This is a genomic window from Clostridium sp. CM037 (genome assembly GCF_055081095.1).
The window spans coordinates 2009897-2034929 of the sequence record NZ_CM143650.1; the positions used below are offsets into that span (position 1 = coordinate 2009897).

Genomic DNA, 25033 nt, shown 5'->3' on the forward strand with positions numbered 1-25033 from the left:
GTAATATACCACAAATTAGTGAAACTGAAAATAATATTATAACAGTAAAGTGAAATCGTGGATGTAATTATGGTACGATTAAATATACATTCTTATCAAGAAGAAGCTGTTTTCAGTTTATTCTAGGGGGTCAGAACATATTGCAAAATTTTATCTATTTAAAACTGATATAAGGAAAAAAAAGAAAGAGTGTATCTGTATAACTTTCTCCTGCGTGACTTGTAATAAGAGATTGAAACGTGAAATTTCATTAAGAAATTCTAGTGTTTCGCAAATATTAAATTCTCTGTCGCTTACATTCGGAGTCCTACCGGTCCGCTAGCCTGACGTCCTGTCAGGCTTACGAGAATTTAATATTGGCAAAACAAGAATTTCTAAATGGAATTTCAATGTTTCTGCTCTTCTTATTGCAAGTCAATTCGGTCGAAAGTCATACCGACCTGTTATTTACTTGAATGTTTCTTAGGCAGTTATCCTAATATGTATCTAAGGAAAATGGGTAGTTTTCAATAATATGTTATAATATATCAATAAAGAGGGAGATGAATTATGAAAAAGGATAAAGTTATACTTAAAAAGTATAAGGTTATAATTGGTAGTGATGAATTTGAATGTGTTTATTATGAGATAAATTATATATGTATCGAATTTTTTCAGTGTGGTGATGAAAATTACAATAAAATTATTCCTACAAATGTAGTATTCTTAATATATCACATATAAAAACAAACCATAATATAATAAAAAATGATTAAGGTAGCTTTGAGTAATGCTCAGGGCTACTTTAATTTAGGTTGTGATCTATAATTACTGGGTATGATTAGTTTTTTTTATTAAAAATAGTAAGTCATAGGACTTTTTAGTACTTGTTATTACATTATTCTACAAATATAGAAGGATAATAATGGGGCAATGTTGAATTATGTAGGTGAGAAGTTTTTATAGTTAATTAGTGGATTGAAGTGTAGCTAATGTCTATAATGCGAAGGTGAATGTTTTAATTTTTATACGCTATTTATACAAAATTCACAAAAGGTTCTTTACCCTTAGGGGAGATTCTTAGGACATGCAATGGACAAAGTTGCTTCCTTAGTTGATGGATAAGCTAAAGGGTGGTCAAAAGATTAAATTTAATTAGTTGGGTGTAAGAGCATCTAAGTATGATTTGAGAGAGTGGGATGGGGAAAGGGGTTACGCTACACCTAATGGGTTTTTATTTTTATATTTATGTAAAATTCACTATAGATTATATTAAATCAAATGATGTAGGGATTGTTCTAATAGAAAAAACATCATCGAGGCAACAGAGATAACAAATAGGGTAGATGGGGGATATTATGGCAAAAAGTAAACAAGAACGAAAAATGATAAAAATAGTATACTTTGACGAGCAGTCAGCAAGTGAGTATATTGATATTGTAAATGGTGGACATTTAGATTGGAGTACAGAAAAAGATAAAGAAAAAATAGCGAAAATAATTGCAGAGATAGATGCAGAAATCGGTGGTGGTTTTAATTTTCTGTCTTGGATAAAAGCATCTATTAGTGGCAAGGTAAATAGTGCATATGACCATGAGACAAAAACAGCAATTGGAACAAAAATCACGAACACTTTATTGACGGATTATTTAGCTATTGCTGATGAAGATAAGAACATTAAAAAATTTGTCGATGTTGTCTATGCTCCTGAGAATTCAATTTCAATGTACAAAATGTATAGCCCTTATACAATTATTTTTCCAAAAGATGAGATTCCAATAGATCTTGAAAAATTAAACGAAGCTCTTGAAAATGCAAGAGGTTATTATGAGATGTTATTAAGTAGTGAAAATTCTCCTAAAACTATTTTAAGGCTAAATAGCAAAGTATTTAGAAATAACTATAATTTATCCGACTTAACAAAGATGAAACTTGTATATTATGGAATTTGTGTAGGGGTGTGTGACATATCAAGTTTAGATATGTCTAAGGAATTTGATTTTTCTAGAATAGCGCCCACAGCAGAAGAAGTGGTCGACGGCGAAAGTGGATCAAAAGATACACAATTAAAAGTTTATGATATTGTGTTGGCAGGTGTTGAACGATGAATAAAATTGTGATTTTTTATGGTTCACGCTCTGCTTTCGAAGAAATATTACCTAAAAATGGGTGTAGAAATTTAACTGATTTAGTCATGGAAATTGACACAGATAATCGCAGTTTTATATTAGTAAACCAAGAAAAACCCTTGTCTGAAAAACAGAAAACCAAAGTTGAAAATTTCATTATAGAATCTGATGAGTATTCCGGTGTAAGAGAACATGTGATTTTAAATTTCGCTAATTTTTTAGCTAAATTGGATGTTGAAAATTTATATATTCAAAATCCACCTATCTCAATAAGCTCACAAATAGAAAAACTATATTCACAGGTAGATATAATTAAGCAAGAATATAGCACTATTAAAAAAGATGATTTAGTATTATTGTATAATACCTATGAGAGCAGGATTAAAGGACAAGGAAAAGCATTGAAAAGTCTATTGCAAGCTCTTTATCCTATAACAAATGCTAATCGAAATAAACCGGTTGTGATCTTGTTTTATGGTGATACAGGATTGGGAAAAACAGAAACTGCTCATGCAATAAGTGATGTTGTAAAGGAACGATTATTCCGAAAACAATTCTCTATGTTTCAAAATAATCAATTTGCTACATATTTGTTTGGAGGTGCTCATTACGAAAAAAGTTTTGCTAAGGAATTATTAGATAGAGAGTCAAATGTAATACTCTTGGATGAGTTTGACAAGGCGAATTCGACTTTTCATAGTGCATTTTATCAACTGTTTGATGAAGGTATATATGAGGACCCAAATTATCATTTGGAGCTCAAAAAATCAATCATCATCTGTACATCGAATTATAAATCGATTGATGATATAAAAAGTAATCTTGGAAAAGCGATATTCTCAAGATTTGATTCAGTGATAAAATTCGATGATTTATCCATTAATTCGAAAAAAGAAATTGCAAATATGCAATATGAACAAAAATACAAATCTTATACGTATTCGGAACAAACGTTAGTTAGCAACTTTGGTATTAAAAATAAATTGATTGAAAGATGTACACTATGTAGTAACGCGAGAGAGATATCTCATTTAATTGATAATACGTTTGCATTAATATTGTTGAGAGATCTTGTTTCGTAATAAATGAGCTGAAAGGAAAACAAAATTGTCAACAAACATACAATTTTAGTAACAAATCTAGAAATTGTTACTAAATTATGAATAGAGTGGATAATTTAGTTTTAGTATATAATATACTAGCAAAAGGAACTGGGGAATTTTTTATAGGGGAAATAATATAGATTTAATAATTAACTAGAATATAGAAGATGCTATAGTATCAAAAACAATATATTGCAGTCTGTTTTAGTAGCAGAGTTTTAAAGGGGACAAGTACTATATTTGAATATATGTTTATTATTAAGAAAATTCTTCAAGTCACAGGAAAGAATTATTCCTTTATCAAGCCGTTACGATAATGGTAGCAACGTTAGTAACACGGAACACTATGGCTATACCAATTAGGCTAATAATGGAAAGTTTAGACAAACAGTTAAATAATAAAAATAAGAATAATGTATAGGGAGTTGCATCATTTGAAAATCTTTAAAGTATAAGATAAATAGTAATTTACCGAGTTGTTTATTATTATATTATGGAGAAAATTAATAAACAATGAAATGCACAAATTAGAATTTGTCGATGCTATTTCAAAAGTTAATTATTTTTTATATAAATGAAGGGTGAGTGAAAATATGTCATTAGCAAATAGTTTTTATGATTTTAAAAAAGAAATCGATCTTATAATTAAGCAGAATCCTTTGGAGTGTGAATTATATTCAATTATTGCTGCTATTATTCGTGAAAGAGATAGTAGTAAAAGTATTTCATTAAGAGAGGTATCTGCTCTTAAGCTACAAACATATGACCAGAATCAAACAGATAGGATGTATAAAATTAATGAAGCTAAATATGCATCTTCAGATTTTTTGATAATTAGTTTAGATTATCGTTATTCAGAAAGAGAAACCAAAAAAATTCTTGGAGTGATTGAAGTGAAAGCTTTATATTTGAATTTAGAAAAGGAGAAAAACAGTCCACAATTTAATGGTGAATTAAAAACATTCGGAAAATTAATTTACACAAACGGAATAGAATGGCGTTTTTATGAATATAATTCGGATTTAGATAAGGAAGAATTGGTATGGAAAGTTATACTTGGTGAATATTATCTTCTTGGACAAGACAAACCGAAAATATCTGATGAAGATAAAATAGAGTGGCATGATGTTAGTAATTGGCATTTATTATTAAACAAGATAGACAAAATTGATTGGAACGCAACGAAATAATAATTTAACATAGAGTATAATTAAAGAAAATATATATTTTACAAATTCCAATTTGTAGAGTTAGTTTAGCATAATTTTAGCTTCAGTTCCGTTCTGTATTTCTTAAATTATGACATAGCTCCTGAATAAGTAATGGGATTAAGAAAGCATAATACAACTTCGCATTATCCATAAAATCGGACATGTTATGTTTATAATAGACAGTCCCCAAAATCAGCACTAAATTTATGAATGTTAGGAATATCGTATTATGCGATATTAGTTAAATAAAAGGTATAATTTAAAAAAGACGAGGAGGGTAGGTAAATGGAAAGTATTATAGTAAAATTACTTCCTAATAACTTTAGGGAATTAATAGCAAGCGTAGCAATAATTGTTTCTTTTTTATTTATTATTATTTCAATTTTTAAACCTATCAGGGAACACTCATTAAAAATTATAGGTGTGTTAATAGTATCGGCAGTAGCTTTATTTGCTAATGATAGCACATGTTATTTCTTGGCGATTATTATATTAGCTACACTTGTAACAAATTTAGATTTTTTAGAAAATATATCAGCAATTGTACGAAATAGTGATGCATACTTTAAATTTAAAGAAACACAAAAAACGCCAAAAGAAGTTGAGCAATCTATAGAAAAAGAAAATGAAGCTATGGAAAATGCTTTAAAGGAAGATCAAAGTAACGATACATCAAAAACGATGATAAACATATCATTAGACAAATCAAATTTAACACCAGTACAATTTGGATTATTGACAGAGGAATACACAATCAGGTATTTAGAAGGGAAATATGGGCAACTAATTAAAAAATATATTAAGCTAGGTGGTGCTGGAAAAACTGCTGAATTTGATGGAATAATAAATATGAAATCGAAAGACGTAGTTTTAGAAATAAAAACTAGTAAGAGAGGGATTATATCAATAAATTATTTGAAAGAATTAATTCATAGAAACGACAGGTTAATAAGGGAATATAATTCATATTTCAAGAATTTAGTTGAATTACGATTTATTTTAGTTGGAAACTTTACTGAAAATTATAAAAATAGGGTACTTGAGTTAAAACGTAATGAAGAAAATTTAATGACTACAGTGAAACTTGAATTTGAATTTTACACGTTTGAGGAAATTGGATTAGAAGATATTCTAAATATAGAGTAATACCGTCTAACCCAAAACTTCCGTTCATTTTGGTATAAAAAGACTGCAAAAACACATTTTTTCACCAAGTTCGGTTTCACTAGGGATCAAGAATGTTGGGAGTTAGCAACGATATACAAATTTTAGTGCAATTTGAACTTCTTATTATCCAGCTACCCATTAGGCTAATAATTAGAAACCCAGTAAATTACAATTTATAGGCAACATAGTGTTAAAATAATTAATATGATCCATGGAAGGAAGTTTTTTAGAAATGGAATTTAATCTTGAAAAGTGGCGAGCGGAAAATCCTATGGACTATCTACTGGCAATGAACTTGATAAATCAGTCTTCAAACAAGAATGAAGTTTTTATGACGATATATAAAATTACCAGACTACATTTACCAGATGTACTTTTCAAGTATATTTCTTTGACAGATGATATAACCTTAAACGAATCCAAACTTGATACCTTAGAAAAACAAGAAATCTATATGTCTGATGTTAAAAACTTGAATGACCCATTTGATAGCAAAGCATATTTTTACAGGCCAGATGAACTGAAAAAACATGAGAGATTAAAAGAATATGATGGTAAATTGATTGACGATTTCACTTTGTTTGTGAAAATAGCTTCGCTTACAGCTAACAGCGTAAATAACATGCCAATGTGGGCGCACTATTCAAACAATCATAAAGGATTTTGTCTGTCGTACGATTTAAAGGATAAAAGAAATGTTCAACTTTCCAGCTGTACTTTTCCTGTACAATATACCAATAAGAGAATAGATATAACCGATTTAATGGACAATCAAGCTAGTAAAATGTTTTTAGAAATAGACAATCAAATTGCAGAAGGTAAAAAAGAGATTAAACTCGATGACTTATCTCTGGGTTTTATGGCATCACTTTTCTGCAATATAAAACATGAGACATGGAGCTACGAAAAAGAGTATAGATGTACAGTGGGCGCTATCGCTAAGGGGATGCCTTTTTTTTCTGCAAGTCCTAAAGCAATATATATAGGTATGAATTGCTCACAAATTTATGTTGACAAACTCATTAAAATAGCAAACGAGTTGCAAATACCAGTCTTTCGAATGGGCTTTAATGAATATGATACTAATTTTAATTTATCTCTACAAAGTGTGACTTGAATTGTATGTATGATTTTCACTATACTGTGCTTCTCATTATTCTTAAACTGTACAGGCTGCGTCTGGGTTTAGAGAATATCTTAGTAATAGAGGACTGAAAGAAATATTTGTTGAGGATGATACAGTGGATAAAAATGATGACCAGTCGCTATATTGATTATACAAAAGGAGAAGATTATGCGCGAGAATTGTTGCATAAATGCGATTCATCAAACAGTTCAGTTGAGAAAGATAGTTAATTTAGAAAAAATATTTATTTAAGGAGTTCTATTATGAATGAACGAGATAAAAAAATTAATACAATTGAAAGATTTAAAGAGCTTAAAAGGAAAGTTGATAAATACGATAGGTATAATTATTATATCAATGTAAAAGGACGAAAAACACCTGCACTTATAGTAATGGAGCTTAAGCATACAGGAAATGGATATATAAATGGACATTATGCAAATGCAGAGCCTTATGAAATGACCAAAGCCGGTGATATAAAAATGAAGAATCTTACAGATGATGAAATAACAAAATTAATTGAAGAGGCTATGCAGAATATAAAAAATCAATTTAGTATTTAAGTAATATACTTAGTCATTCACTTAAGAAAACCAATTATAAGTATTTGTGAATAAAAAAATTGTATATAAAAAAGAGTGAATTTGAAGTAGATTTTAGCTTTAAATTACCCATATTTGCATCGTACAAATTAAAAAAAGGAGGATATAACATGCCAAAGGGAGAGAAGTACATTGGTTTGACAAACTACTTAAAGAATAAAACGGTAAGGTCTATTCGTATTTCGTTTAATGAGATTGAAAAACAAATAAGGGGTACATTACCAGAGTCAGCGTATAAACATAGAGCATTTTGGTCTAACACCCATACTCATTCAGTTGCTTTTGGTTGGTTAGAAGCAGGGTACAAAACCATTAGTGTAGACTTTAAAAATCAACAAGTAACTTTTGAAAGAGTTAGATGGGAGCTTATATGCTAACCAAAACATTAGATCAACAACAGTTAAAAGCAGTATGTAATGTTTTGGCACATACGAGCCTAGGTTTTACCAAAACAGAATTATTAAGACTATTACAACAGAGTCAAATAGCCTTAGTAGACGATGGTTGTTCAAACAATGGATATACTTATACAATAGGATCGAATAAACGAGATTGGTTATATAATTGCTTGGCAAATGAAGTGAATACCAGTAAATCCATTCAACGAATTTATGACTTTATTATAAAAGCATTAAATCCGGTTGCTTTTACCGGAGAAAGCGATAGAGAAAAGTACAATCACATTTTAGAAGAAACTAATAAGGTACTATTGTTGGCAGGGCTATTGGTTAATCATGAGGGTAGGCTCATAGAAGTTGTGCAGGCTAAAACCTTGGATGAGGTAGATAGACGTGTAAATCACTTAAAAAGGGAACTTTATAATAGAGCAATTCATAGTGAGGTTCAAAAGTATTGCATTAAAGACTATCTACGTAAAGACTACTATGACGCAGTATTTGAAGCCACTAATGGATTAGCGGAACGTGTTCGCCAAATTACAGGTTTAACTACTGATGGTGGTGAGCTGTTCCAAAAAGCATTCGCCAAAGGTAATCCTTATCTGTTTTTTAACACAATGCAGACAGATAGTGAAAAAAGTGAATTTATAGGAGTAAAGGAACTAATGGAAGGAATATTTCATTTAGTTAGAAATCCGGCTGCACATACTCCAAAAATAAATTGGAAAGTGGATGAAACTAAGGCGTTGGACATTTTAACTTTAATTTCATTTGCTCACAAATATTTGGATGAGTGCCATAGAATGCCTGATAAATTACAGATGTAAAGAAGATAGGAGGAATTACACTTGAATATTACTTTTGAGAAATATAAAGACTTTTTGAATGAATACCAAATATATCATACACATACATGCTCTAAATGCGGAATGCCAATGGAGATTACCTTACTCCCCGTTTTAGTAGAAATAGTTGATATAAAGTTGAATTTTGAAGAATTACATGTGTTAGAGTGTATCGATTGTTGTTTTACTTGCTTGCCTAAATATTCAAAAGAAATAATTGGTGGTTGTTATCAAAATGTAATTGAACGTGGCGAAAAGACAGGGATTTTTTCGAGAAAAGGATATCGTAAAAAGTTTAATTATTGCATAGAACAGAATTTTTTATACGACCATAATGACTTTTACAATATTCCGGGATTATCTTATGATGATGAGCATTCTGTAGAGGGTTTTTTAACACCTGTTTACTTTACCAAGAAAGTTCTTCTCTATTTTATGCAAGACCCAGATTATAAAGTTAATTTGTACGCAGAAACTTATGGTGAATTCAGATTAAAAAATGAGTGGAGTATTCCTTTTGGAATCAATCGAAATGATAAAGTAGTCTTTTGGCTTGGAGATTTAAGTTACTTAGATGAGATGACTTTAAGCATAATGAAGCCACATAATGTGGAATCAGATCATCAGATAGTTGCATCAGAATTTTATGCTGGACAGATGTGTTGCATTTGGAGTCATCCAAATAGAGAAATCCGAATATGTGAGCAAAAAAATAAGCTATTTGATGCCTTGAACAAAACTTATGAAGTATCACTTTTTCATCTTAACGATGAGATTAAGCAACAAAAGGAGAAGTATGTAAAGCCTATTATTATCACAGAAAAAACTATTGAACCTACGATTAATATGCTTCATAAAGTTTTAATCGAAGGTATTAATATGCCTGAACTTAGAAAATTATATTTAAAAATTGTTGAAATTCCGGATAAGAAATATGAAGAATGGGGATCAATAAAATTTTATGAAGTTCTTCTCAAAAATATTATTAGCGGAAACGATGATGTCAAAAATATTATTTCGCCACTTTATTTATTAAATGATTTTCGACAATATTATGACCATTTATTATCAGAGAAGGTTAAAGAGAAAAAACGTAAAAATATTATTCAGTCCTTAGGTATTGAGTCATTTGATGAAATGGAAAGAATATATGATGAACTTTTGAAAAAACTTGCTACACTCTTTGAATATATGATTTTAGGATATACATCATAAAAGTTTTAAACGTTATGCAAATAAGGAATATCTTATTTGAAACACAATTAAGATATAATATTTTATATCTATAAATTGGGAGGGTCAGTATGATTGAAAAAATATGTGAAATTATTAATGATGAGTATTGTTGCGATATTGATTAGTTGATTAAACTATATAAAAATGATAAATGTGAAAATCGAATAATAGAATTTAGGCATCAGCAAGTAATTAATTAAAAAATAGCATTGCCTTAAAACCGCAATTAAAGCAGTACGGTGAACTGACCTGATATACTAAAGTTGTAACACTTAGTACTAATAAAATAGTATAATAAAATTAGGAGAGTGGTGTTACAAATGGCAAAAAAAATGTATGATCAAATTTTTAGAGAAAAACTAGTAAAATTAAATCTAGAAAATAGTAGAACTATCCCAAGTCTAATTAAAGAATATGGTGTATCTAGATCAACCCTTAATGTGTGGATTAAAAGCTATTGCGAAGAATGCAAAGAAGCAGAAGAAAAAATATCTCCTAGTGTTTATGAGGAAAATAAATTACTAAAAAAAAGAACTATTGAATTAGAAAAGGAAAATGCTTTCTTAAAAAAAGCTGCGGCATTCTTCGCCAAGGAAATAGACAATTAATCTACCAGTTTATATCTACCAACAATAAGGAATTTGGTGTCAGATGGTTATTACGCCGTTTTGAGCTATCACCCAATGCATATTATAATTATTTGAAATTCAGAAAAAGTATCTATAATGAACAAAAAAAATTAATTTTGAAACATATAGAGAAAATTTTTCACAGTGAAAATGGGAAAATGGGATATAGAATGGTAAAACGCTCATTAGAAAAACAAGGAACTAATTTGAGCTTGTTAACTGTGCATAAATATATGAAAGAATTAAATATTAAGTCCGTTTCATTTAGAAAAAGACCTAATTATGTAAAAGGAACTTCACATAAAGTATTTTCTAATATTCTAAATAGAGATTTTACAGCTGTAGCTAAAAATTTAAAATGGTGTACAGATTTCACCTATATACATCTTTCCAGCGGTAAGATAATGTACAATTGTTCTATTTTAGATCTATATGATAGAAGTATTGTAGCAACTAAGACATCTAGTAATATAACGGCGGAGCTAGCTATTGATACACTCAGTGAAGCCATATCTAATCATAAGCCCCCTACGGGATTAATAATTCATAGTGATCAAGGCTCACAATATACCTCAAAGGCATTCACTTCTTTTTGTGAGAATAAAAAAATGCAACAATCTATGAGTAAAGCAGGTTGTCCATATGATAACGCTCCTATGGAGTCTTTCTTTGGAAAACTTAAGAATGAACATATTAAGCATTACAGTATTAAAGATGCTCTGCATTTAGAAGAGCTAATAAATGACTATATTTTTAGATATTATCATCATAAAAGGCCTCATAGTTCTCTGGGAGGGTTAACTCCTTTTGAGAAAAGATATTCTAAATAATTAATTACACACAAGTGTTACAATTTTGCTTGACCAGGTCAAACATTATCACAAGTAAAGTTAATTATTTTATTATTCTTCAACTACCCATTATTCTTAAACTGTACAGAGTTTGTCTATAATGCGAATCTAGATAATCGTTACTGTCCAGTGATTTTGTAAAATATCATAAACTTGTAATCTGTCACTTGATTGGATGAATAAGAACTTCAAATATGAGCAAGACCATCTGCATCTGTATGAAAGATTTGACGGTAGTAAGCCGGTGGCTGTTTTTATGAATGATTGGAGAAAATGGCGAAGTAAACGTAATAGGCTGTCGAACCTTCATCTGCTTGAAGGTAGAAGTTACGGTAGTAAAAATGATATGCGTCTGGTAGATTATTATAATGATATGAATGATGAACAAAAGGCAAAATTCTGCAAGGAGGCAATAATTCCAGACGGAGTTTCTCTTGAATTAGAGAATTTTGAAGAGTTCTATGAAAAGAGAAAAGTATTATTGACCGCAAGAATACGTCAGTTGCTTGGATAAGGAGGTACCTATGACAGTAGAACTAGATAATGTTGCGGAAAACCACGAGGCAGAAATATTGGATAACGGAGCAAGAAAATCTCTTGTGATATTTAAAACTGATATAGATAGATACGGTCGAGATATTACGGCTATGAGTGATTTCTTCGATGGGTACGTTCAACAGATGTCCTTGGCATTAAGAGAACAATCAAGTTTGGAAATTGTTTCAGACTTACCTGTTGCCAATTTAGGAATAATAAATGATATTATACATCAAGCTGATGTTATTATGCGAGGAAACATTACTTTACTTCCTGATTTTGATAATTTGCCTACTGATATTAAATCCAAGCTAAAAAAAGGAATATACAAAGTGGGAGATTCAAAACAGGTAGACGGGAATCTAAGAGCCGTAATATTGGATGAAAATGATGTAAGGGTTAAAGATATTACATTAAAGAAGGTTATTAATTACCCAGGAAACATTGAAACAGCAAGAAGTATTGGAAATCAACTTCAAATGCGTCAGATATATGCAAAATTAGCTGATATTCAAGAATTTCAAGCGTATCAGCTTGAAAAGGACAGAGATAGGGATATTATTGTTCCATTTTTTGATGCGAGGTCATTGGTATTAGAAGCAGAAAATAAAGAGTCGGAAGAAGAACGTGTTTTATTGTTAAAAGAGGCTGATGGAAAAATCAGAACTGCTCTTAATGCGATTTATGCTGATGTAGAAACAACATCAAAGAGTTTTGCAAGACGTACAAGTATTCCGTTTTTGCAATTTGGTAATCAATTGAATTGTTACATGGGATACTTAACAAGTGATTTCCAAATTGCAACTAAATATGTTGGAGTGCGTATGCAACTTCTGGAATATATGGGAGATGTAAAAACTGCAAAGTTGGTACTACAACAGTATCAGCACGTTATGTATGATTTTTTGACAAAGCCAGTAACAAGGAAAAGACTATCTATTGTAACACTGATGCATGATTATTTCCCTTATGATAAAACCAATATGAACTGTTGGCATACCTTTTCGAAGGAAATGCAGCCTGCATTAGAGTCAGGTATTAAGGCTTTAGAATTAAGTATGAATGGCACATATAACAACGATGTTTATATCGTTTCGGTGGAGGATATTAACGATGAAAAAAAAGAATGAATCTGAAAAAGTATGCCCGTGTGGAAGAATAATAACGGATCCAAATAATAAAACCGGACTTTGCCCTAAATGTCAAAAGCATGGGAATAGTATAGGCGCTGCGTTAGGTATAGCAGGAGTTGCTTTTGTTGCAAAGAAGTACGGAGGAAAATTTCTCAAAGGTGCAGTGAATGTAATAAAAGTCATCAAGAAATAATGACCAAATAATAATTTATAAAAATTTGCAATTCATTATTTGGAGTGCGTGTGATAACAACGGACTGTTGAAAAAGTCCAGAAGGGGGATAATTGTGGACAATAAAGAAATTATTTTATCCAAAATAGCAGAGATTTTAAGTAGAAAAGGATTCTTTTCAAAGAGCAATTCAGAGTTCAAGTCAAGATTAAAATGTGTTGGCTTAGGTGAGTATTTTGAAAAGTACGCTGATTATTTGATTCCATATTATTACAATAATGGATATGCACATAAATTTGAAAATCCTAATGAAGAATATGATGTGTTTCTCGGTTTGGATAACATATTTACAGACTTATATCGTGAAGGAAAGAATGGAGAGATCATTTCTCTATTAAAAGAATTGACCAAATCATTTAACATCGGTTACATCACAGAATCGTTGGCCGATAATTTTGAGGAATTAGCAAATCTGTATGAATTACTTGGTTTGACCATCAGTATTGAATTTGATAAGGTTAGCGTAACAAGTTGTATGGAAAGTAATACTAAAAGAATTGACGAATTATTTTCTGTTGAAGATTGGTTAAAGAATACCCACAGAGAAGTTTATGATTCATATGAATCTGCAATTGATGCGTATACACAAGGACACGCAGGGACTTGTATTGAGGCATGCAGAACGTGTTTGGTAAGCATTTTTTCAAAATATAAAGGTACAGAGGACTTTGCCAAATGGATGCGAGGAATTTATAATACCAGTGGAGAAAATACAGTTTCTTCCGCACAAGATTTATCTCAGGCATTAAACACAGACCTACGCAAGGATGATTTGGCGGATTTCTTTTATGAGAATCGTGCTGGTAAACTGACAAAGACTAAAGCAATTTACATGATTTATTCAATGATGTCTGACTACGGCACACATAGAAATGAAGCAGCTCAAGAGAAACCTACACTGGAAGATGCATTATTTTCGTTGCGTTTAATGGACAGCATTCTTTTCTGGGTATATTCCAAGAAAAAGTGAGACGAAAAATTTGATAGAGTTTTTTTATCGAAAGTAGGTGTTGAAATGTGTATTTACTTAGGTCAAAATAGTAATCTAACATATATTACCCAAGAACACGTGATTCCTGCGGCATTAGGATGTTGTACAAAATTGGGTAAATGCATAGTATCTGATGAGGCAAATAAATACTTTTCTACTATAGAACGAGATGTCATTGAACACTCGCTTATTCAAGTACCGCGGATAATAAATGGACCCGGAAAGCGTGGCAAATTATCAGCAAAATATGCTGCAACTTCAGAAGTGTCTCCGATAGAGCAGAATGGTAGAAATGTCCTGGGGTATATGAAAGGTACAGAGGGGTATAGTTTAAGTCAGTTTATTATTGATGAGAAAAATAATATACAATTCCATTGGCAGCCAGATGATAGTCACGATGCTCAAAATGAAATTGAGAAATTAAAAGAGCGTATTGTTTCAATGGGAGAAAAATATGTGCCTGTTGAAATGCTACAAGATGATGCGTGTATATATATCGCTTATTTTAAGGATAAAATGCATATTGGATTTCATGGCATATTATCAGATGAGAAAATTAAAGAAATCAAGAATTTGTTTGCTGGAAATATTACTAAAGGTGAACAAAATACTTTCTGTGGTCAAATTTCAGCCACTATAAACATTAGGCATAACTTTAAAAATTTATGTATAGTAGCTGCCAAATCAGCCATTAATACACTTTCCTATCTTAAAGGAGCAGAATATATTACACAAACAACTGAGCTTGATGATATCATCAAGCAAGTTATGTCAGGCAGTAATGAGATTTTTAATAGTGTCAAGGGGATTGAATTTGACGGAGTAAAAAAAATGCGTCAATCGTTAAATCTTAATAATGAACAGCAGGCTTGTATAATAATAGGAGAAATGAAGCAATTAAAGGCATGGGTTTTCTTTTATGACCATGGTTTTGAAGTGCTGCTTTGTGATAGTTTAAAATCACCATCTCATGTGCTTATGGATGGAATCGTATGTGACTGGAAAAAGCGTAAAGATCATAGATACTTAGATTATTTAACTGAAATTGGAATATTAAGTAAAAGTTGATATATTCCCATAAACGTAAAGAAATTAGTTGATATGTTCCCAAGAACAGCAAAGACAATTAAAATCCATAAAAGTAGCGTTTGACGTACTTTCTATCATCTCGAGCCATCCTGTATGTGGAAACATAACAATGTTTAAACTGCATGAAATGAGCAGTGGGTAAGATAATATCTATAGTTACAGACTATCAATTATCCATATACCGATTAGGCTAATTATGAGGAGTTCAGAAGTAACTAAATATGTTTGGGGGCTAATAGATGGAACAACAATGGGGGAATTTATCTTCTTTAGAAATTAGGGGATTACTTATGGATACACTTGCATATGAAGAGTGTGATATTGATTCTGAAGGAAAAACATTTAAAAGGTATGGGTATCAAGGGACACAATCTGATTTGTATCGTTTGGCAGAAAATTTGGCTATAAAGCGAGGAATGATACCACATGAAATTAAAGTTTCTAGAGAAGCATGGGGTTGTTCAGGAAATATGTTGCATGCAAGAAGTACCACTAATTTTAGTCGAGACGATATTAAAAATATATACGAGCAATTCCATTTGGTATTAAATCAGGGTATTATTGCTCCAGGAGCAATTGGGAATTATGGTCCTAATCTGCCAAGTTTTCACGTTACAGACTACGGACTCAAATGTATAGAGGCAAAGGAAGTTTTACCATATGATGTAGATGGATATTTTCAACGAATTAAGAATATTCCTTGTGTAACAGAATGGGTAGAATTCTATATCAGAGAGGCCCTTCAATGTTATAATGCAAATTGTTTAGAAGCTGCAATAATCATGCTTGGTTTATCAAGCGAAAAGATTATAGATGAACAAATAGATTCCTTATCAGGATTTTTTTGTAGAAATTATACTGTGGAATATGGTCAAATGGTTACGGAACTAGCGGCTGCAAGAACTGCATCATCTAAATATCTTCTTTTTGTGAAATATTTAGATATCATAAAAAAAAGAATTACGAATCAAAATTTTAAAAAGTTGTTACCTGAAATGGATAGTGTTGCAAAGCAGGTTTATACGAATTTTACTAGGATTACAAGAAATAGTTTAGCACATCCTTCAGACACTAAAATGGAAAGAATTGAAGTGCTTATGATATTTATTTCTTTCATAAAGTATTGTGAAACACAGTATGGATTTATAAATTACTTTGTTAATCACTAAAATAAAAAAGTTAGTGGGGCAGGCTTTTTATTGACTTTCTCCAACTGCCCATTATTGTTATAATGAGAAGCTGGAATATAGGAAATAAAAATAGTGAAGGCTATGAAATGGCAATGTAAAATGAAATAAATATGTAGGTATAATAAATGGCACCCAACCGTATGGTTGGGTGCCATTTGTTATGGTTAAAAATGCTCATATATAAAATGGCAGGAAATTGAACAGTTTTTTTAAAAATTAGAAAAAGGTCCTAAACAACTACTTTAGATATATATTATTTATCTGAATTGCCAGCATAAAACACTATAAGCAAAAAATATATATTGTAAATAAAGGTAAAAAAATGAAATAATCAAAGATATTAGACAATAAGAGAGTTGGAAAAATTGGAGATGAGATTAAGGAACATGTAAAAACAGGTTCTAAGGTATCGGTTGTTTCTGCATATTTCACTATATATGCATATAAAGAATTAGTTAAGGATGTAGCGGACGAAATTGAGAAATTGGATGTTGAAATGCTAAAACTTAGGAGCAATATCAAATATGAAGTTCATTTTAATAAGGAAATTGAGAAAAATATAGAAATAAAGAAGAGTGAAATCAGGAAGAAAAATTTAATTCAAAACCTTAACAATTAATATGGGGGTAAAATCATGGAGAAGTTAGGCGACAAAAGTATGAACATTGTTGCTGAAAATATTATTAAAATGAAAGGATTGTTTCCAGAAGTATTTTGCGAGGATAAAATAGATTTTGAAAAATTAAAGGAAGTATTAGGTGAATACACAGAGGATAAAGAAGAACGATATAGTTTTAATTGGAAGGGTAAGTCTAAATCAATAAGACTTGCACAGACATCTTCAACAGGTACATTACGACCATGCAAAGAAGAAAGTAAGAATTGGGATGCCACAGAGAATCTTTATATTGAAGGAGATAACCTAGAAGTATTGAAGTTACTTCAAAAAACTTATCATAGTAAGGTGAAAATGATTTATATAGATCCGCCTTACAATACTGGAAATGATTTTGTATATCCTGATGATTATAGAGATAGTATTAAAAATTATTTAGAAATTACTGGACAAGTTGATGCAGAAGGAAGAAAATTAGGAACTAATTCTGAAGCTAGTGGAAGATATCATACGGATTGGTTGAATATGATGTATCCAAGGCTTAAGTTGGCTAGAAATTTGTTGAGTGATGATGGAGTAATATTTATTTCAATTAATGATATCGAATTTGGAAATTTGAAAAAATTGTGTGATGAACTATTTGGAGAGAATAATTTTGTTGATATATTTCTTTGGACAAAAACTTCCACACCGCCCTCTTTATCCAATAAAAGCAGAAAAACTGTTGAGTTTATCTTGTGTTATGAAAAAGCTAAAAATAATTACAAATATTACGGTAGCGATCTTGACAATGGAGATGCGCCATTATTAAACACTGGAAATCCACAGAAGACCCTTATTTCCCCTCCTAAAACCATTAACTTCACCTGTTTGAGCGATGGAAGTTATGGATCTGGTCAGTACGAAAAAGTAGAAATTTTAAATGATATAGTAATTGAAAATGGACAAAACCTTAATGAAGTTATTTTAACAGGTGAATTCAAATGGAGTAGCGATACCCTTAAAAGAGAGATTAATGATGGAACTAATTTTATTATTAAGTCTGAAAAATTTTCTATTAGATTTCAAAGAAAGGATAATGACGATAAATTCAAAACTCCAAATAACTTCTTTGCTGATATAGAATTGAATAAGAGCAATGGAGTTGGAACAAATGAAAGCGCCGTTAAAGAGTTGAATTGTTTGGGGTTAAAAGGATGTTTCGACTACCCAAAACCAACTTCATTATTAAAAAAGTTAATTAAAATGATTACATATGATGATAAAAGTTGTATTATTCTTGATTTTTTTTCTGCTTCTGCAACAACAGCTAATGCAGTTATTCAACTTAATGCAGAAGATGGTGGCAAGTGTAAATATATAATGGCTCAACTTCCTGAATCAACTGATAAAAAAGATGTAGCAAACATGCCCGGGTATAAAAACATCTGCGAAATAGGCAAAGAACGTATCCGTAGAGTAGGAGAAAAAATTCTTAAAGAAAACAAAGATAAGGAAGGAATCGAAAATCTAGATATAGGTTTTAAAGTATTCAAACTTGATTCATCTAACATTAAGAAATGGAATGTTGATGGTGAAAATATTGAAATATCTATTGATGATATGATAGATAATTTTGTTCCTAATAGAACAGAAGAAGATATAGTATATGAAATCATGCTTAAGTATGGAATTGATTTAACTTATCCGGTGGAAATGAGGAACATTGCGGATAAAAAAGTATTTAGTATTGGAGTTGGTGCTTTGTTTATCTGTATCGACGATGAAATTACTCTTGAGGTGGTTGAAGGAATTGTTAAATTTAAAGAAGAGTTAAACCCAGAGATTACAAGAGTAGTATTTAAGGATAACGGATTCAAAAATGATTCAGTTAAAACAAATGCTATTCATATTCTTAGAAGAAATAATATACAAGAAATAATGAGTATATAGGGGGTGGCTTCATGAAACTTAAATTTGATTCAGAATTGGATTACCAAAAAGAAGCCATGTCATCTATTGTAGATATATTTGAAGGTCAAAGTGTTTGTAATTCTAATTTTACAGTAGCCAATTCAATATATGAAGCTGGTACAGTCGGACTTTTTTCAACTAACTTGGGTGTGGGAAATAAGCTAGAAATTGATGAAGAAGATATTCTGAAGAATGTAAAAAAAATACAACTAAGAAATGGGTTAGCTCAGTCGAATAAAATAAAAAAAGGTGACTATCATTTTACTATCGAAATGGAAACGGGTACGGGTAAAACCTATGTGTATTTAAGGACTATATTAGAGCTTAATAAAAAATATGGTTTTACAAAATTTATAATCGTTGTGCCTACCGTTGCAGTTAAGGAAGGTGTTGTTAAATCAATAGATATAATGACAGATCATTTTAAACTTAAATATGATAATGTTATATTTAAGTCATATGAATATAAATCTAAAAACCTAGATATATTAAGGGATTTTGCAACCAGTGATAATATTAGAATTATTGTTATGACAATACAATCATTTAACAAAGATACTAATGTAATCAATAAAGATCATGAAAAAACTAATGGGTTAAAGCCTTTAGAATTTATCCAGGAGACTCATCCTATTGTAATTATTGATGAACCACAAAGTGCAGCAAGCACAAAAAAGGCAAATGATGCAATTGATTCTTTAAATCCTTTATGCACCATAGGATACTCTGCTACTCATAAAGAAAAATACAATCTAATGTATCGATTGGATGCAGTTGATGCTTATGAGAGACAGTTAGTTAAACAAATTGAAGTAGCTAGCGTAATGACTAAGGATCATCATAATGATGCATATTTAAAGTTAGTAAGTGTTAGTAATAAAGGTTTACTATAATTGCAAAAATTGAAATAGATAAAAGAAAAAATGGAGCTATTAAGAGAGAAGCTGTAAATGTTAAAAATGGGCAGGACTTATTTGAAATTAGTGGTTGTAGAGAGCAATATAGTGGATATATAGTTAGTGAAATTCATACAGGAAAAAATTCTGAGTATGTAGATTTCACAAGTAAGGATTGTATTAGATTAGGTGAAGTACGTGGAGAATTAAGTGATGATATTATTAAACGTGCTCAAATTAAAAAGACCATCGAAGAACATTTAGAAAAAGAGATGAAGCTTAATCAGAAAGGAATTAAGGTTTTAAGCTTATTTTTCATAGATAGGGTTTCTAACTATAGATATTATGATGAAAAAGGTAATTCTCAAAAGGGTAAGTATGCACTATGGTTTGAGGAAGAATATAAAAAGAGTATTCAAAAACCTAAGTATAAAACTTTATTTGAGGATGTAGATACAGAAACTGAAGCAGAAATAGTTCATAATGGGTACTTTGCTCAAGATAAAAAAGGAGTCTTAAAGGATACTAATGGAGGTACTCTTGCAGATGAGGATGTATATGGTCTTATAATGAGAGATAAAGAAAGGCTCTTAAGCTTTGATTCAAAATTAAAGTTTATATTTTCTCATTCAGCACTTAAAGAAGGTTGGGATAATCCAAATGTATTTCAAATATGTACGCTAAATGAAACTAAATCGGAAATGAAAAAGAGACAAGAAATTGGTAGAGGTCTAAGACTTGCAGTAAATCAAGATGGTGAAAGAATTCATGGATTTAATGTAAATACACTTACCGTAATGGCAAATGAATCCTATGAAGAATTTGCTGAAAAACTTCAAGGAGAATTTGAAGAAGAAAACATTAAATTTGGGATAATTGAAAAACATACCTTTGCAAATATTGAAATTGAAAAACATGGTATTAATAAATACTTGGGGAAGGAACCCTCCGAATATATTTGGAATTATTTTAATGCAAAAGATTATATTGATGTAAAGGGTAAAGTAACAGATAATTTAAAACGAGCCCTTAAAGATAACAAGTTAGATTTTCCGGAGGAGTACATGGATATTAAAGCTCAAGCAGATGTAATCCTGAAAAAAATCTCAGGAAGTCTTAATATTAAAAATGCAAATGATAAAAAGAAAATTAGCATTAATAAAAGAAGATTTTTAAGCCCTGAGTTCAAAGAACTATGGGATAAAGTAAAATATAAAACTACCTATTCTGTAAAGTTTAATAGCTCGGAGCTTATAAAAACATGTTCAGAGGAAATTATGAAGAATTTGAAAGTAGATAAAGCTAAGCTAATATACACTAAGGCGGATATAGAAATTAATGCAGGGGGGAACTAAGACAGAAGAAAGAACTCGATATGCAATGGTTGTTGAGGATGCATGCTTTTATCTGCCAGATATTATAACTTATTTACAAAATGAAACTAACCTTACAAGGAGAACTATTGTGGATATACTTAAACAGTCAAAAAGGTTGGCGGATTTTAAAAATAATCCCCAAATGTTTATGGATGAGGTTAGCTCTATAATTCGAAGAAAGATGAAATATCTGCTTGTGGGTGGAGTTAAATATGAAAAGCTAGGGGAAGATGAGTTTTATGCACAAGAATTATTTCAAGATGAGGAGCTTTATGGATATCTGTCAAAAAACATGATAGAAAGTGAGAAATCTGTTTATGAATATGTAGTATATGATTCCGGTGTAGAGGAGGAATTTGCTAAGAAATTCGAAAAAAATAATAGCGTTAAAATTTATGCCAAATTACCAGATTGGTTCAAAATTGATACTCCGCTTGGAAGTTACAATCCTGATTGGGCAGTTTTGGTTGGAAACAATAATGAAGAAAAATTGTACTTTGTACTAGAAACAAAAGGCAATATTATAGCAGAAGAATTACGTCTACGCGAAGTAAGTAAAATTGCTTGCGGACATAAGCATTTTGAAGCTCTTGGAACTAAGGTTGAGTTTTTGGAAACTGATAATTTTAATAGTTTTATAGAAAATTTATAGATAGTAGCAAGATTAGTAATTTCATTCCACCGCGAGGTTGATTGCTATATAAAGGGAAAGGGCAAGTTTACGTCAGGTGGGACGTATTAAGTTATGAGCATAATGAGTTTATTGAAAGTGGAAAAATATTAGATGATCTTAGGAAACAACAATTTCCCAAAAATATGATATAGCAAATAACAACTTTTGTTTGCTATATATATAACAATATTTAGAAAAGCTAAACTCATACTTCCTCCTTTTATACTTTATGACGATATTCTATGATTATACAATAAATATACACTCTCAAAAATGGAATTTATTGTAATTTGACCATCAGATATATACTACCTGCATCTTGTATTTTATAGTCTCTATTCTACTTTTATATATTAACATTTACTATACATATATACAAATATTATGCCCTAACTCATAGCTAAACCGGTTGTAATTTCTAATGTAACAGCATTTATATCAAGTTCCCGTTCGATACCTAAAATCACTAATTGTGCTTGCTTCTAATAAATTCCTATGCTACTATAATTATGGTGCAATATTACTTATAGTTTGTTTTTAATATTGTATACTCAAACTTAAATGATTGGGAGGAAAATGAAATGTATAATAATGAAATAAATAATAAGAATATAAATACTAAAAAAAACTATTTAATTATTTCAATAATAATAATTATTATCATTGCATTTTTAGTCTATGATGAGCGAGGTAATTCTTTAGAAATTACTAAAACAGACGAAAAAACAATTTTACAATATCTCGATACAAAAACAAATGATATTAATGAAGCAAGGGAAGGAAAAATGTATAGTGCATTTACAATTTTAGGAACAGATAAAGATAAAGTATATGTTTACTTATCAAAAGAAGGTTGTTTTAAAGAGGAAGGTAAGCTAGGCATTGAAAGTGGAGTATCACTTCCCGTAGTTCTATATATACAAAATGGTAAGAATGGAATTGAAATTACCAATCATAAATATCCTGAGGATGGAATTGGATATGTAAAAAGCGAGAAAAAACTATTTCCTTATTATGTTAGATGCGCAATTAAGAATAATTATAATGAACGTGCAGATAAGCTTCAAAAAATTATAAAAAATAAAGCTGAAAAAGATTTTTAAAATTAAAATAGCAACAAGAAATTTTCATTACATTCCAATTTCTTCAAGCACCTCGTAGGCTCTGACATAGTTATTGTTACGTCCCCCGAGGTCGTTGCAAATGAAGTGAACAACTTTTGTTTGCTGTCTGCATAATTCAAATTATTTTCTACGATATAAAAAAGTCCACGTTCAAAAGCACCATTTTTCTTGAGTTTATCTGATTTTGGTATATTTAATTCCTTTCGGATTGACATTTTACAAATCTCTTTAAAATACTTCTTTTCATATTCTTTCAAAAATGCATTGAATTTTATGTTTAAATGTATTATGATGTTCATAGGTTTTTAGTGATAATTTAAGCCTAAACAAGAGGACCCTCCTTTTCCTTATTATTTTTAGGGTAAATATCAAAACAATCACCGTAATTACATTTAGTTTTACTTCTTCTTTATTTTTTTGCATTCTAAAAAGAAGATTCTTGAATCTCCTTATTTTCATTTGAAAAATCTAAAATGTTCTGAAGATAAATTACTTCAGCGTACGCCTCTGGAATTATGTATTTTGTCTTGAACTCAAAATTTATTTTTTCATTCTTTCTCTATGTTTCTACTTGAATAGATATCATTCATATAAGCATAAACTAATATTTTAAAAAGAATCTTCGGCTCAACTACTGGATTTCTTCCTTGAAAAGAGTACGCCTTATTTAGTTTTGCATAATTTAATTCCTCCATTATTTGGCTAAGTAGTCTTACTTAATCATCTTCCGGTACCAATATTCCTGTCTCCATAGGAAAAACTAATTGATAAATCTCGCAATTATTGGTATAATTCTTTTGTCTAATTTCTTTATTAATCATACTTAAATTATACACTAAAAGTGGATTCCTCGGGATCCACTTTTGTATTTATAAAATAAAAAAGAGCCATCTCGCATTAGAAATTATTTTTTATTTTGAGACAGCCTCTTAATTTAATTTGTACCCTATAATTACTGGTCCTGATTATTTTTCACTTAGAAATAGCAAACCCTAGGACTTCTTTGGTGTTTGTTTTTACATTATTCTACAAATGTAGAAGGATAATAAGGGGCTAATGTTGAATTATGTAAGTGAAATGTATTTATAGTTAATTAGGGATTTGAAGTGCAGGTAATGTCTAGAATGTGAAGCTAGAAAACGGGTTGAGTAGTTCATGTATGCAATTTTGATATATGCTCAAACCATTGAAATTATTTATGTTATTAATTAATGGATGTGAAAATGCTCATTTACAGGTAGGAGGATATCAATGGAATATATTTTGCAAGTCAAAAATTTATTAAAGATGTACGATAAAAAGGAAACAGTATTAAAAAATGTATCAGTTAATTTTGTAAGGGGAACGTTTACTACAATAGTAGGGCCAAGTGGATCTGGTAAATCAACATTATTAAATATCATATCAGGGTTGTTAACGCCTACAGATGGTGAGGTTATTTTTAAAGGGATAGATATTACAAAGTATAATAGTGCAAAACTGGCTTTTTATAGAAGACATAATGTAAGTCATATATTTCAGGAATATAATTTGCTTGATGATTTAACTGTAAAAGAAAATATATTATTAGGCATGGATGATAAATCACAAAGAAAGTATCTAGATGATCTTATGAAAGATTTAGGGATTATTGAATTTCAGGATAAGTTTCCTAATCAATTATCAGGAGGCGAGCAGCAGAGAGTATCCATTGCAAGAGCTATGATTAAGAAGCCAGAATTAATATTTTGTGATGAAGCAACAGGGGCACTTGATGAGAAAAACAGTAAAAAAGTAGTTTCTTTACTATGTGAAATACAGAAAAAATATAAAACTACAGTAATATTTATAACTCATAATCAAGAAATTGCAAAGACATCAGAAAGAATCATAACAATGAAGAATGGTACAATCAGTAGCGATTATTTTAACAATAATAGAATAGACGCGGAGGATATGAAATGGTAG

At 30.3% G+C, this 25033-nt stretch carries 24 protein-coding genes and 1 pseudogene; 23 read left to right on the top strand and 2 right to left on the bottom strand.

Going from position 1 to position 25033, the window contains the following annotated elements; genetic code table 11:
* The first annotated feature begins 549 nt into the window (after positions 1-549).
* The 22 genes from ACWJKP_RS09795 (at position 550) to ACWJKP_RS09900 (ending at position 23065) form a co-directional block, all read left to right on the top strand.
* Positions 550-723, top strand: a complete 174-nt coding sequence (locus ACWJKP_RS09795; RefSeq protein ID WP_165412232.1) for a hypothetical protein — start codon at positions 550-552, stop codon at positions 721-723.
* A gap of 614 nt (positions 724-1337) precedes the next feature.
* On the top strand, positions 1338-2087 hold the full coding sequence (locus ACWJKP_RS09800; protein WP_165412233.1) for a DUF6414 family protein: 750 nt from the start codon (positions 1338-1340) through the stop codon (positions 2085-2087).
* The gene (locus ACWJKP_RS09805) at positions 2084-3190 is read left to right on the top strand and encodes an AAA family ATPase (protein ID WP_165412234.1); all 1107 of its coding nucleotides are present in this window, start codon (positions 2084-2086) and stop codon (positions 3188-3190) included. Before ACWJKP_RS09800 ends, ACWJKP_RS09805 begins: the two co-directional genes overlap by 4 nt.
* A gap of 614 nt (positions 3191-3804) precedes the next feature.
* Positions 3805-4401 carry a hypothetical protein gene (locus tag ACWJKP_RS09810; RefSeq protein WP_165412235.1) on the top strand — a complete coding sequence of 199 codons (597 nt, stop codon included), beginning with the start codon at positions 3805-3807 and terminating at the stop codon, positions 4399-4401.
* Positions 4402-4707: 306 nt separating this feature from the next.
* Positions 4708-5568 carry a hypothetical protein gene (locus ACWJKP_RS09815; protein ID WP_165412236.1) on the top strand — a complete coding sequence of 287 codons (861 nt, stop codon included), beginning with the start codon at positions 4708-4710 and terminating at the stop codon, positions 5566-5568.
* 253 nt (positions 5569-5821) lie between these two features.
* Positions 5822-6706 (top strand): DUF2971 domain-containing protein, encoded by an 885-nt coding sequence (locus ACWJKP_RS09820; RefSeq protein WP_165412237.1) that lies wholly within the window; start codon positions 5822-5824, stop codon positions 6704-6706.
* A 272-nt stretch (positions 6707-6978) separates the two neighbouring features.
* Complete coding sequence (locus tag ACWJKP_RS09825) at positions 6979-7278, top strand: hypothetical protein (protein ID WP_165412238.1); 300 nt, start codon at positions 6979-6981, stop codon at positions 7276-7278.
* A 149-nt stretch (positions 7279-7427) separates the two neighbouring features.
* On the top strand, positions 7428-7694 hold the full coding sequence (locus ACWJKP_RS09830; protein ID WP_165412239.1) for a DUF7662 domain-containing protein: 267 nt from the start codon (positions 7428-7430) through the stop codon (positions 7692-7694).
* Positions 7688-8542 carry a TIGR02391 family protein gene (locus ACWJKP_RS09835; RefSeq protein ID WP_224578967.1) on the top strand — a complete coding sequence of 285 codons (855 nt, stop codon included), beginning with the start codon at positions 7688-7690 and terminating at the stop codon, positions 8540-8542. The genes ACWJKP_RS09830 and ACWJKP_RS09835 overlap by 7 nt, the downstream gene beginning before the upstream one ends.
* 21 nt (positions 8543-8563) lie before the next feature.
* Positions 8564-9775, top strand: coding sequence for a hypothetical protein (locus ACWJKP_RS09840; RefSeq protein WP_165412241.1), 1212 nt, complete (start codon positions 8564-8566; stop codon positions 9773-9775).
* A gap of 332 nt (positions 9776-10107) precedes the next feature.
* A protein-coding gene (locus tag ACWJKP_RS09845; protein ID WP_165415075.1) for an IS3 family transposase occupies positions 10108-11255 on the top strand; the annotation gives its coding sequence in 2 pieces (ribosomal slippage) (positions 10108-10354 and positions 10354-11255; 1149 coding nt in all).
* Positions 11256-11532: 277 nt separating this feature from the next.
* On the top strand, positions 11533-11790 hold the full coding sequence (locus tag ACWJKP_RS09850; RefSeq protein ID WP_224578965.1) for a hypothetical protein: 258 nt from the start codon (positions 11533-11535) through the stop codon (positions 11788-11790).
* 10 nt (positions 11791-11800) lie between these two features.
* Positions 11801-12943, top strand: coding sequence for a hypothetical protein (locus ACWJKP_RS09855; RefSeq protein ID WP_224578963.1), 1143 nt, complete (start codon positions 11801-11803; stop codon positions 12941-12943).
* Positions 12927-13139 carry a hypothetical protein gene (locus tag ACWJKP_RS09860; RefSeq protein WP_165414116.1) on the top strand — a complete coding sequence of 71 codons (213 nt, stop codon included), beginning with the start codon at positions 12927-12929 and terminating at the stop codon, positions 13137-13139. The genes ACWJKP_RS09855 and ACWJKP_RS09860 overlap by 17 nt, the downstream gene beginning before the upstream one ends.
* Before the next feature lie 94 nt (positions 13140-13233).
* On the top strand, positions 13234-14148 hold the full coding sequence (locus ACWJKP_RS09865) for a hypothetical protein (RefSeq protein ID WP_165414117.1): 915 nt from the start codon (positions 13234-13236) through the stop codon (positions 14146-14148).
* Between the two features lie 45 nt (positions 14149-14193).
* A complete protein-coding gene (locus tag ACWJKP_RS09870; protein WP_165414118.1) occupies positions 14194-15237 on the top strand; it encodes a hypothetical protein in 1044 nt (347 codons plus the stop codon).
* Positions 15238-15497: 260 nt separating this feature from the next.
* A complete protein-coding gene (locus ACWJKP_RS09875) occupies positions 15498-16427 on the top strand; it encodes a hypothetical protein (RefSeq protein ID WP_165414119.1) in 930 nt (309 codons plus the stop codon).
* Positions 16428-17082: 655 nt separating this feature from the next.
* Complete coding sequence (locus ACWJKP_RS09880; RefSeq protein WP_165414120.1) at positions 17083-18996, top strand: site-specific DNA-methyltransferase; 1914 nt, start codon at positions 17083-17085, stop codon at positions 18994-18996.
* 11 nt (positions 18997-19007) lie between these two features.
* On the top strand, positions 19008-19910 hold the full coding sequence (locus ACWJKP_RS09885; RefSeq protein ID WP_462961661.1) for a DEAD/DEAH box helicase family protein: 903 nt from the start codon (positions 19008-19010) through the stop codon (positions 19908-19910).
* 275 nt (positions 19911-20185) lie between these two features.
* Complete coding sequence (locus ACWJKP_RS09890; protein ID WP_462961662.1) at positions 20186-21268, top strand: hypothetical protein; 1083 nt, start codon at positions 20186-20188, stop codon at positions 21266-21268.
* On the top strand, positions 21252-21941 hold the full coding sequence (locus tag ACWJKP_RS09895) for a restriction endonuclease (RefSeq protein ID WP_224578958.1): 690 nt from the start codon (positions 21252-21254) through the stop codon (positions 21939-21941). Before ACWJKP_RS09890 ends, ACWJKP_RS09895 begins: the two co-directional genes overlap by 17 nt.
* A gap of 602 nt (positions 21942-22543) precedes the next feature.
* Positions 22544-23065, top strand: coding sequence for a hypothetical protein (locus ACWJKP_RS09900; RefSeq protein ID WP_165414121.1), 522 nt, complete (start codon positions 22544-22546; stop codon positions 23063-23065).
* A 2-nt stretch (positions 23066-23067) separates the two neighbouring features.
* Here ACWJKP_RS09900 and ACWJKP_RS09905 read toward each other — a convergent pair whose 3' ends face one another.
* Complete coding sequence (locus ACWJKP_RS09905) at positions 23068-23301, bottom strand: hypothetical protein (protein WP_165414122.1); 234 nt, start codon at positions 23299-23301, stop codon at positions 23068-23070.
* Positions 23302-23643: 342 nt separating this feature from the next.
* Positions 23644-23838, bottom strand: a pseudogene (locus tag ACWJKP_RS09910) (transposase); the annotation flags it as partial.
* A 499-nt stretch (positions 23839-24337) separates the two neighbouring features.
* Between ACWJKP_RS09910 and ACWJKP_RS09915 the strand changes: the two are divergent.
* Entirely contained in the window at positions 24338-25033 is a 696-nt protein-coding gene (locus ACWJKP_RS09915) for an ABC transporter ATP-binding protein (protein ID WP_165414123.1), read from the top strand.

Coding starts and splice junctions, on each gene's coding strand:
- ACWJKP_RS09810 (WP_165412235.1), top strand. CDS start 3,805: ATGTCATTAGCAAATAGTTTTTATGATTTTAAAAAAGAAATCGATCTT.
- ACWJKP_RS09850 (WP_224578965.1), top strand. CDS start 11,533: ATGAATGATTGGAGAAAATGGCGAAGTAAACGTAATAGGCTGTCGAAC.
- ACWJKP_RS09795 (WP_165412232.1), top strand. CDS start 550: ATGAAAAAGGATAAAGTTATACTTAAAAAGTATAAGGTTATAATTGGT.
- ACWJKP_RS09825 (WP_165412238.1), top strand. CDS start 6,979: ATGAATGAACGAGATAAAAAAATTAATACAATTGAAAGATTTAAAGAG.
- ACWJKP_RS09895 (WP_224578958.1), top strand. CDS start 21,252: ATGCAGGGGGGAACTAAGACAGAAGAAAGAACTCGATATGCAATGGTT.
- ACWJKP_RS09890 (WP_462961662.1), top strand. CDS start 20,186: ATGAAGCTTAATCAGAAAGGAATTAAGGTTTTAAGCTTATTTTTCATA.
- ACWJKP_RS09815 (WP_165412236.1), top strand. CDS start 4,708: ATGGAAAGTATTATAGTAAAATTACTTCCTAATAACTTTAGGGAATTA.
- ACWJKP_RS09900 (WP_165414121.1), top strand. CDS start 22,544: ATGTATAATAATGAAATAAATAATAAGAATATAAATACTAAAAAAAAC.
- ACWJKP_RS09805 (WP_165412234.1), top strand. CDS start 2,084: ATGAATAAAATTGTGATTTTTTATGGTTCACGCTCTGCTTTCGAAGAA.
- ACWJKP_RS09905 (WP_165414122.1), bottom strand. CDS start 23,301: ATGTCAATCCGAAAGGAATTAAATATACCAAAATCAGATAAACTCAAG.
- ACWJKP_RS09800 (WP_165412233.1), top strand. CDS start 1,338: ATGGCAAAAAGTAAACAAGAACGAAAAATGATAAAAATAGTATACTTT.
- ACWJKP_RS09880 (WP_165414120.1), top strand. CDS start 17,083: ATGGAGAAGTTAGGCGACAAAAGTATGAACATTGTTGCTGAAAATATT.
- ACWJKP_RS09860 (WP_165414116.1), top strand. CDS start 12,927: ATGAAAAAAAAGAATGAATCTGAAAAAGTATGCCCGTGTGGAAGAATA.
- ACWJKP_RS09875 (WP_165414119.1), top strand. CDS start 15,498: ATGGAACAACAATGGGGGAATTTATCTTCTTTAGAAATTAGGGGATTA.
- ACWJKP_RS09915 (WP_165414123.1), top strand. CDS start 24,338: ATGGAATATATTTTGCAAGTCAAAAATTTATTAAAGATGTACGATAAA.
- ACWJKP_RS09830 (WP_165412239.1), top strand. CDS start 7,428: ATGCCAAAGGGAGAGAAGTACATTGGTTTGACAAACTACTTAAAGAAT.
- ACWJKP_RS09855 (WP_224578963.1), top strand. CDS start 11,801: ATGACAGTAGAACTAGATAATGTTGCGGAAAACCACGAGGCAGAAATA.
- ACWJKP_RS09885 (WP_462961661.1), top strand. CDS start 19,008: ATGAAACTTAAATTTGATTCAGAATTGGATTACCAAAAAGAAGCCATG.
- ACWJKP_RS09870 (WP_165414118.1), top strand. CDS start 14,194: ATGTGTATTTACTTAGGTCAAAATAGTAATCTAACATATATTACCCAA.
- ACWJKP_RS09835 (WP_224578967.1), top strand. CDS start 7,688: ATGCTAACCAAAACATTAGATCAACAACAGTTAAAAGCAGTATGTAAT.
- ACWJKP_RS09820 (WP_165412237.1), top strand. CDS start 5,822: ATGGAATTTAATCTTGAAAAGTGGCGAGCGGAAAATCCTATGGACTAT.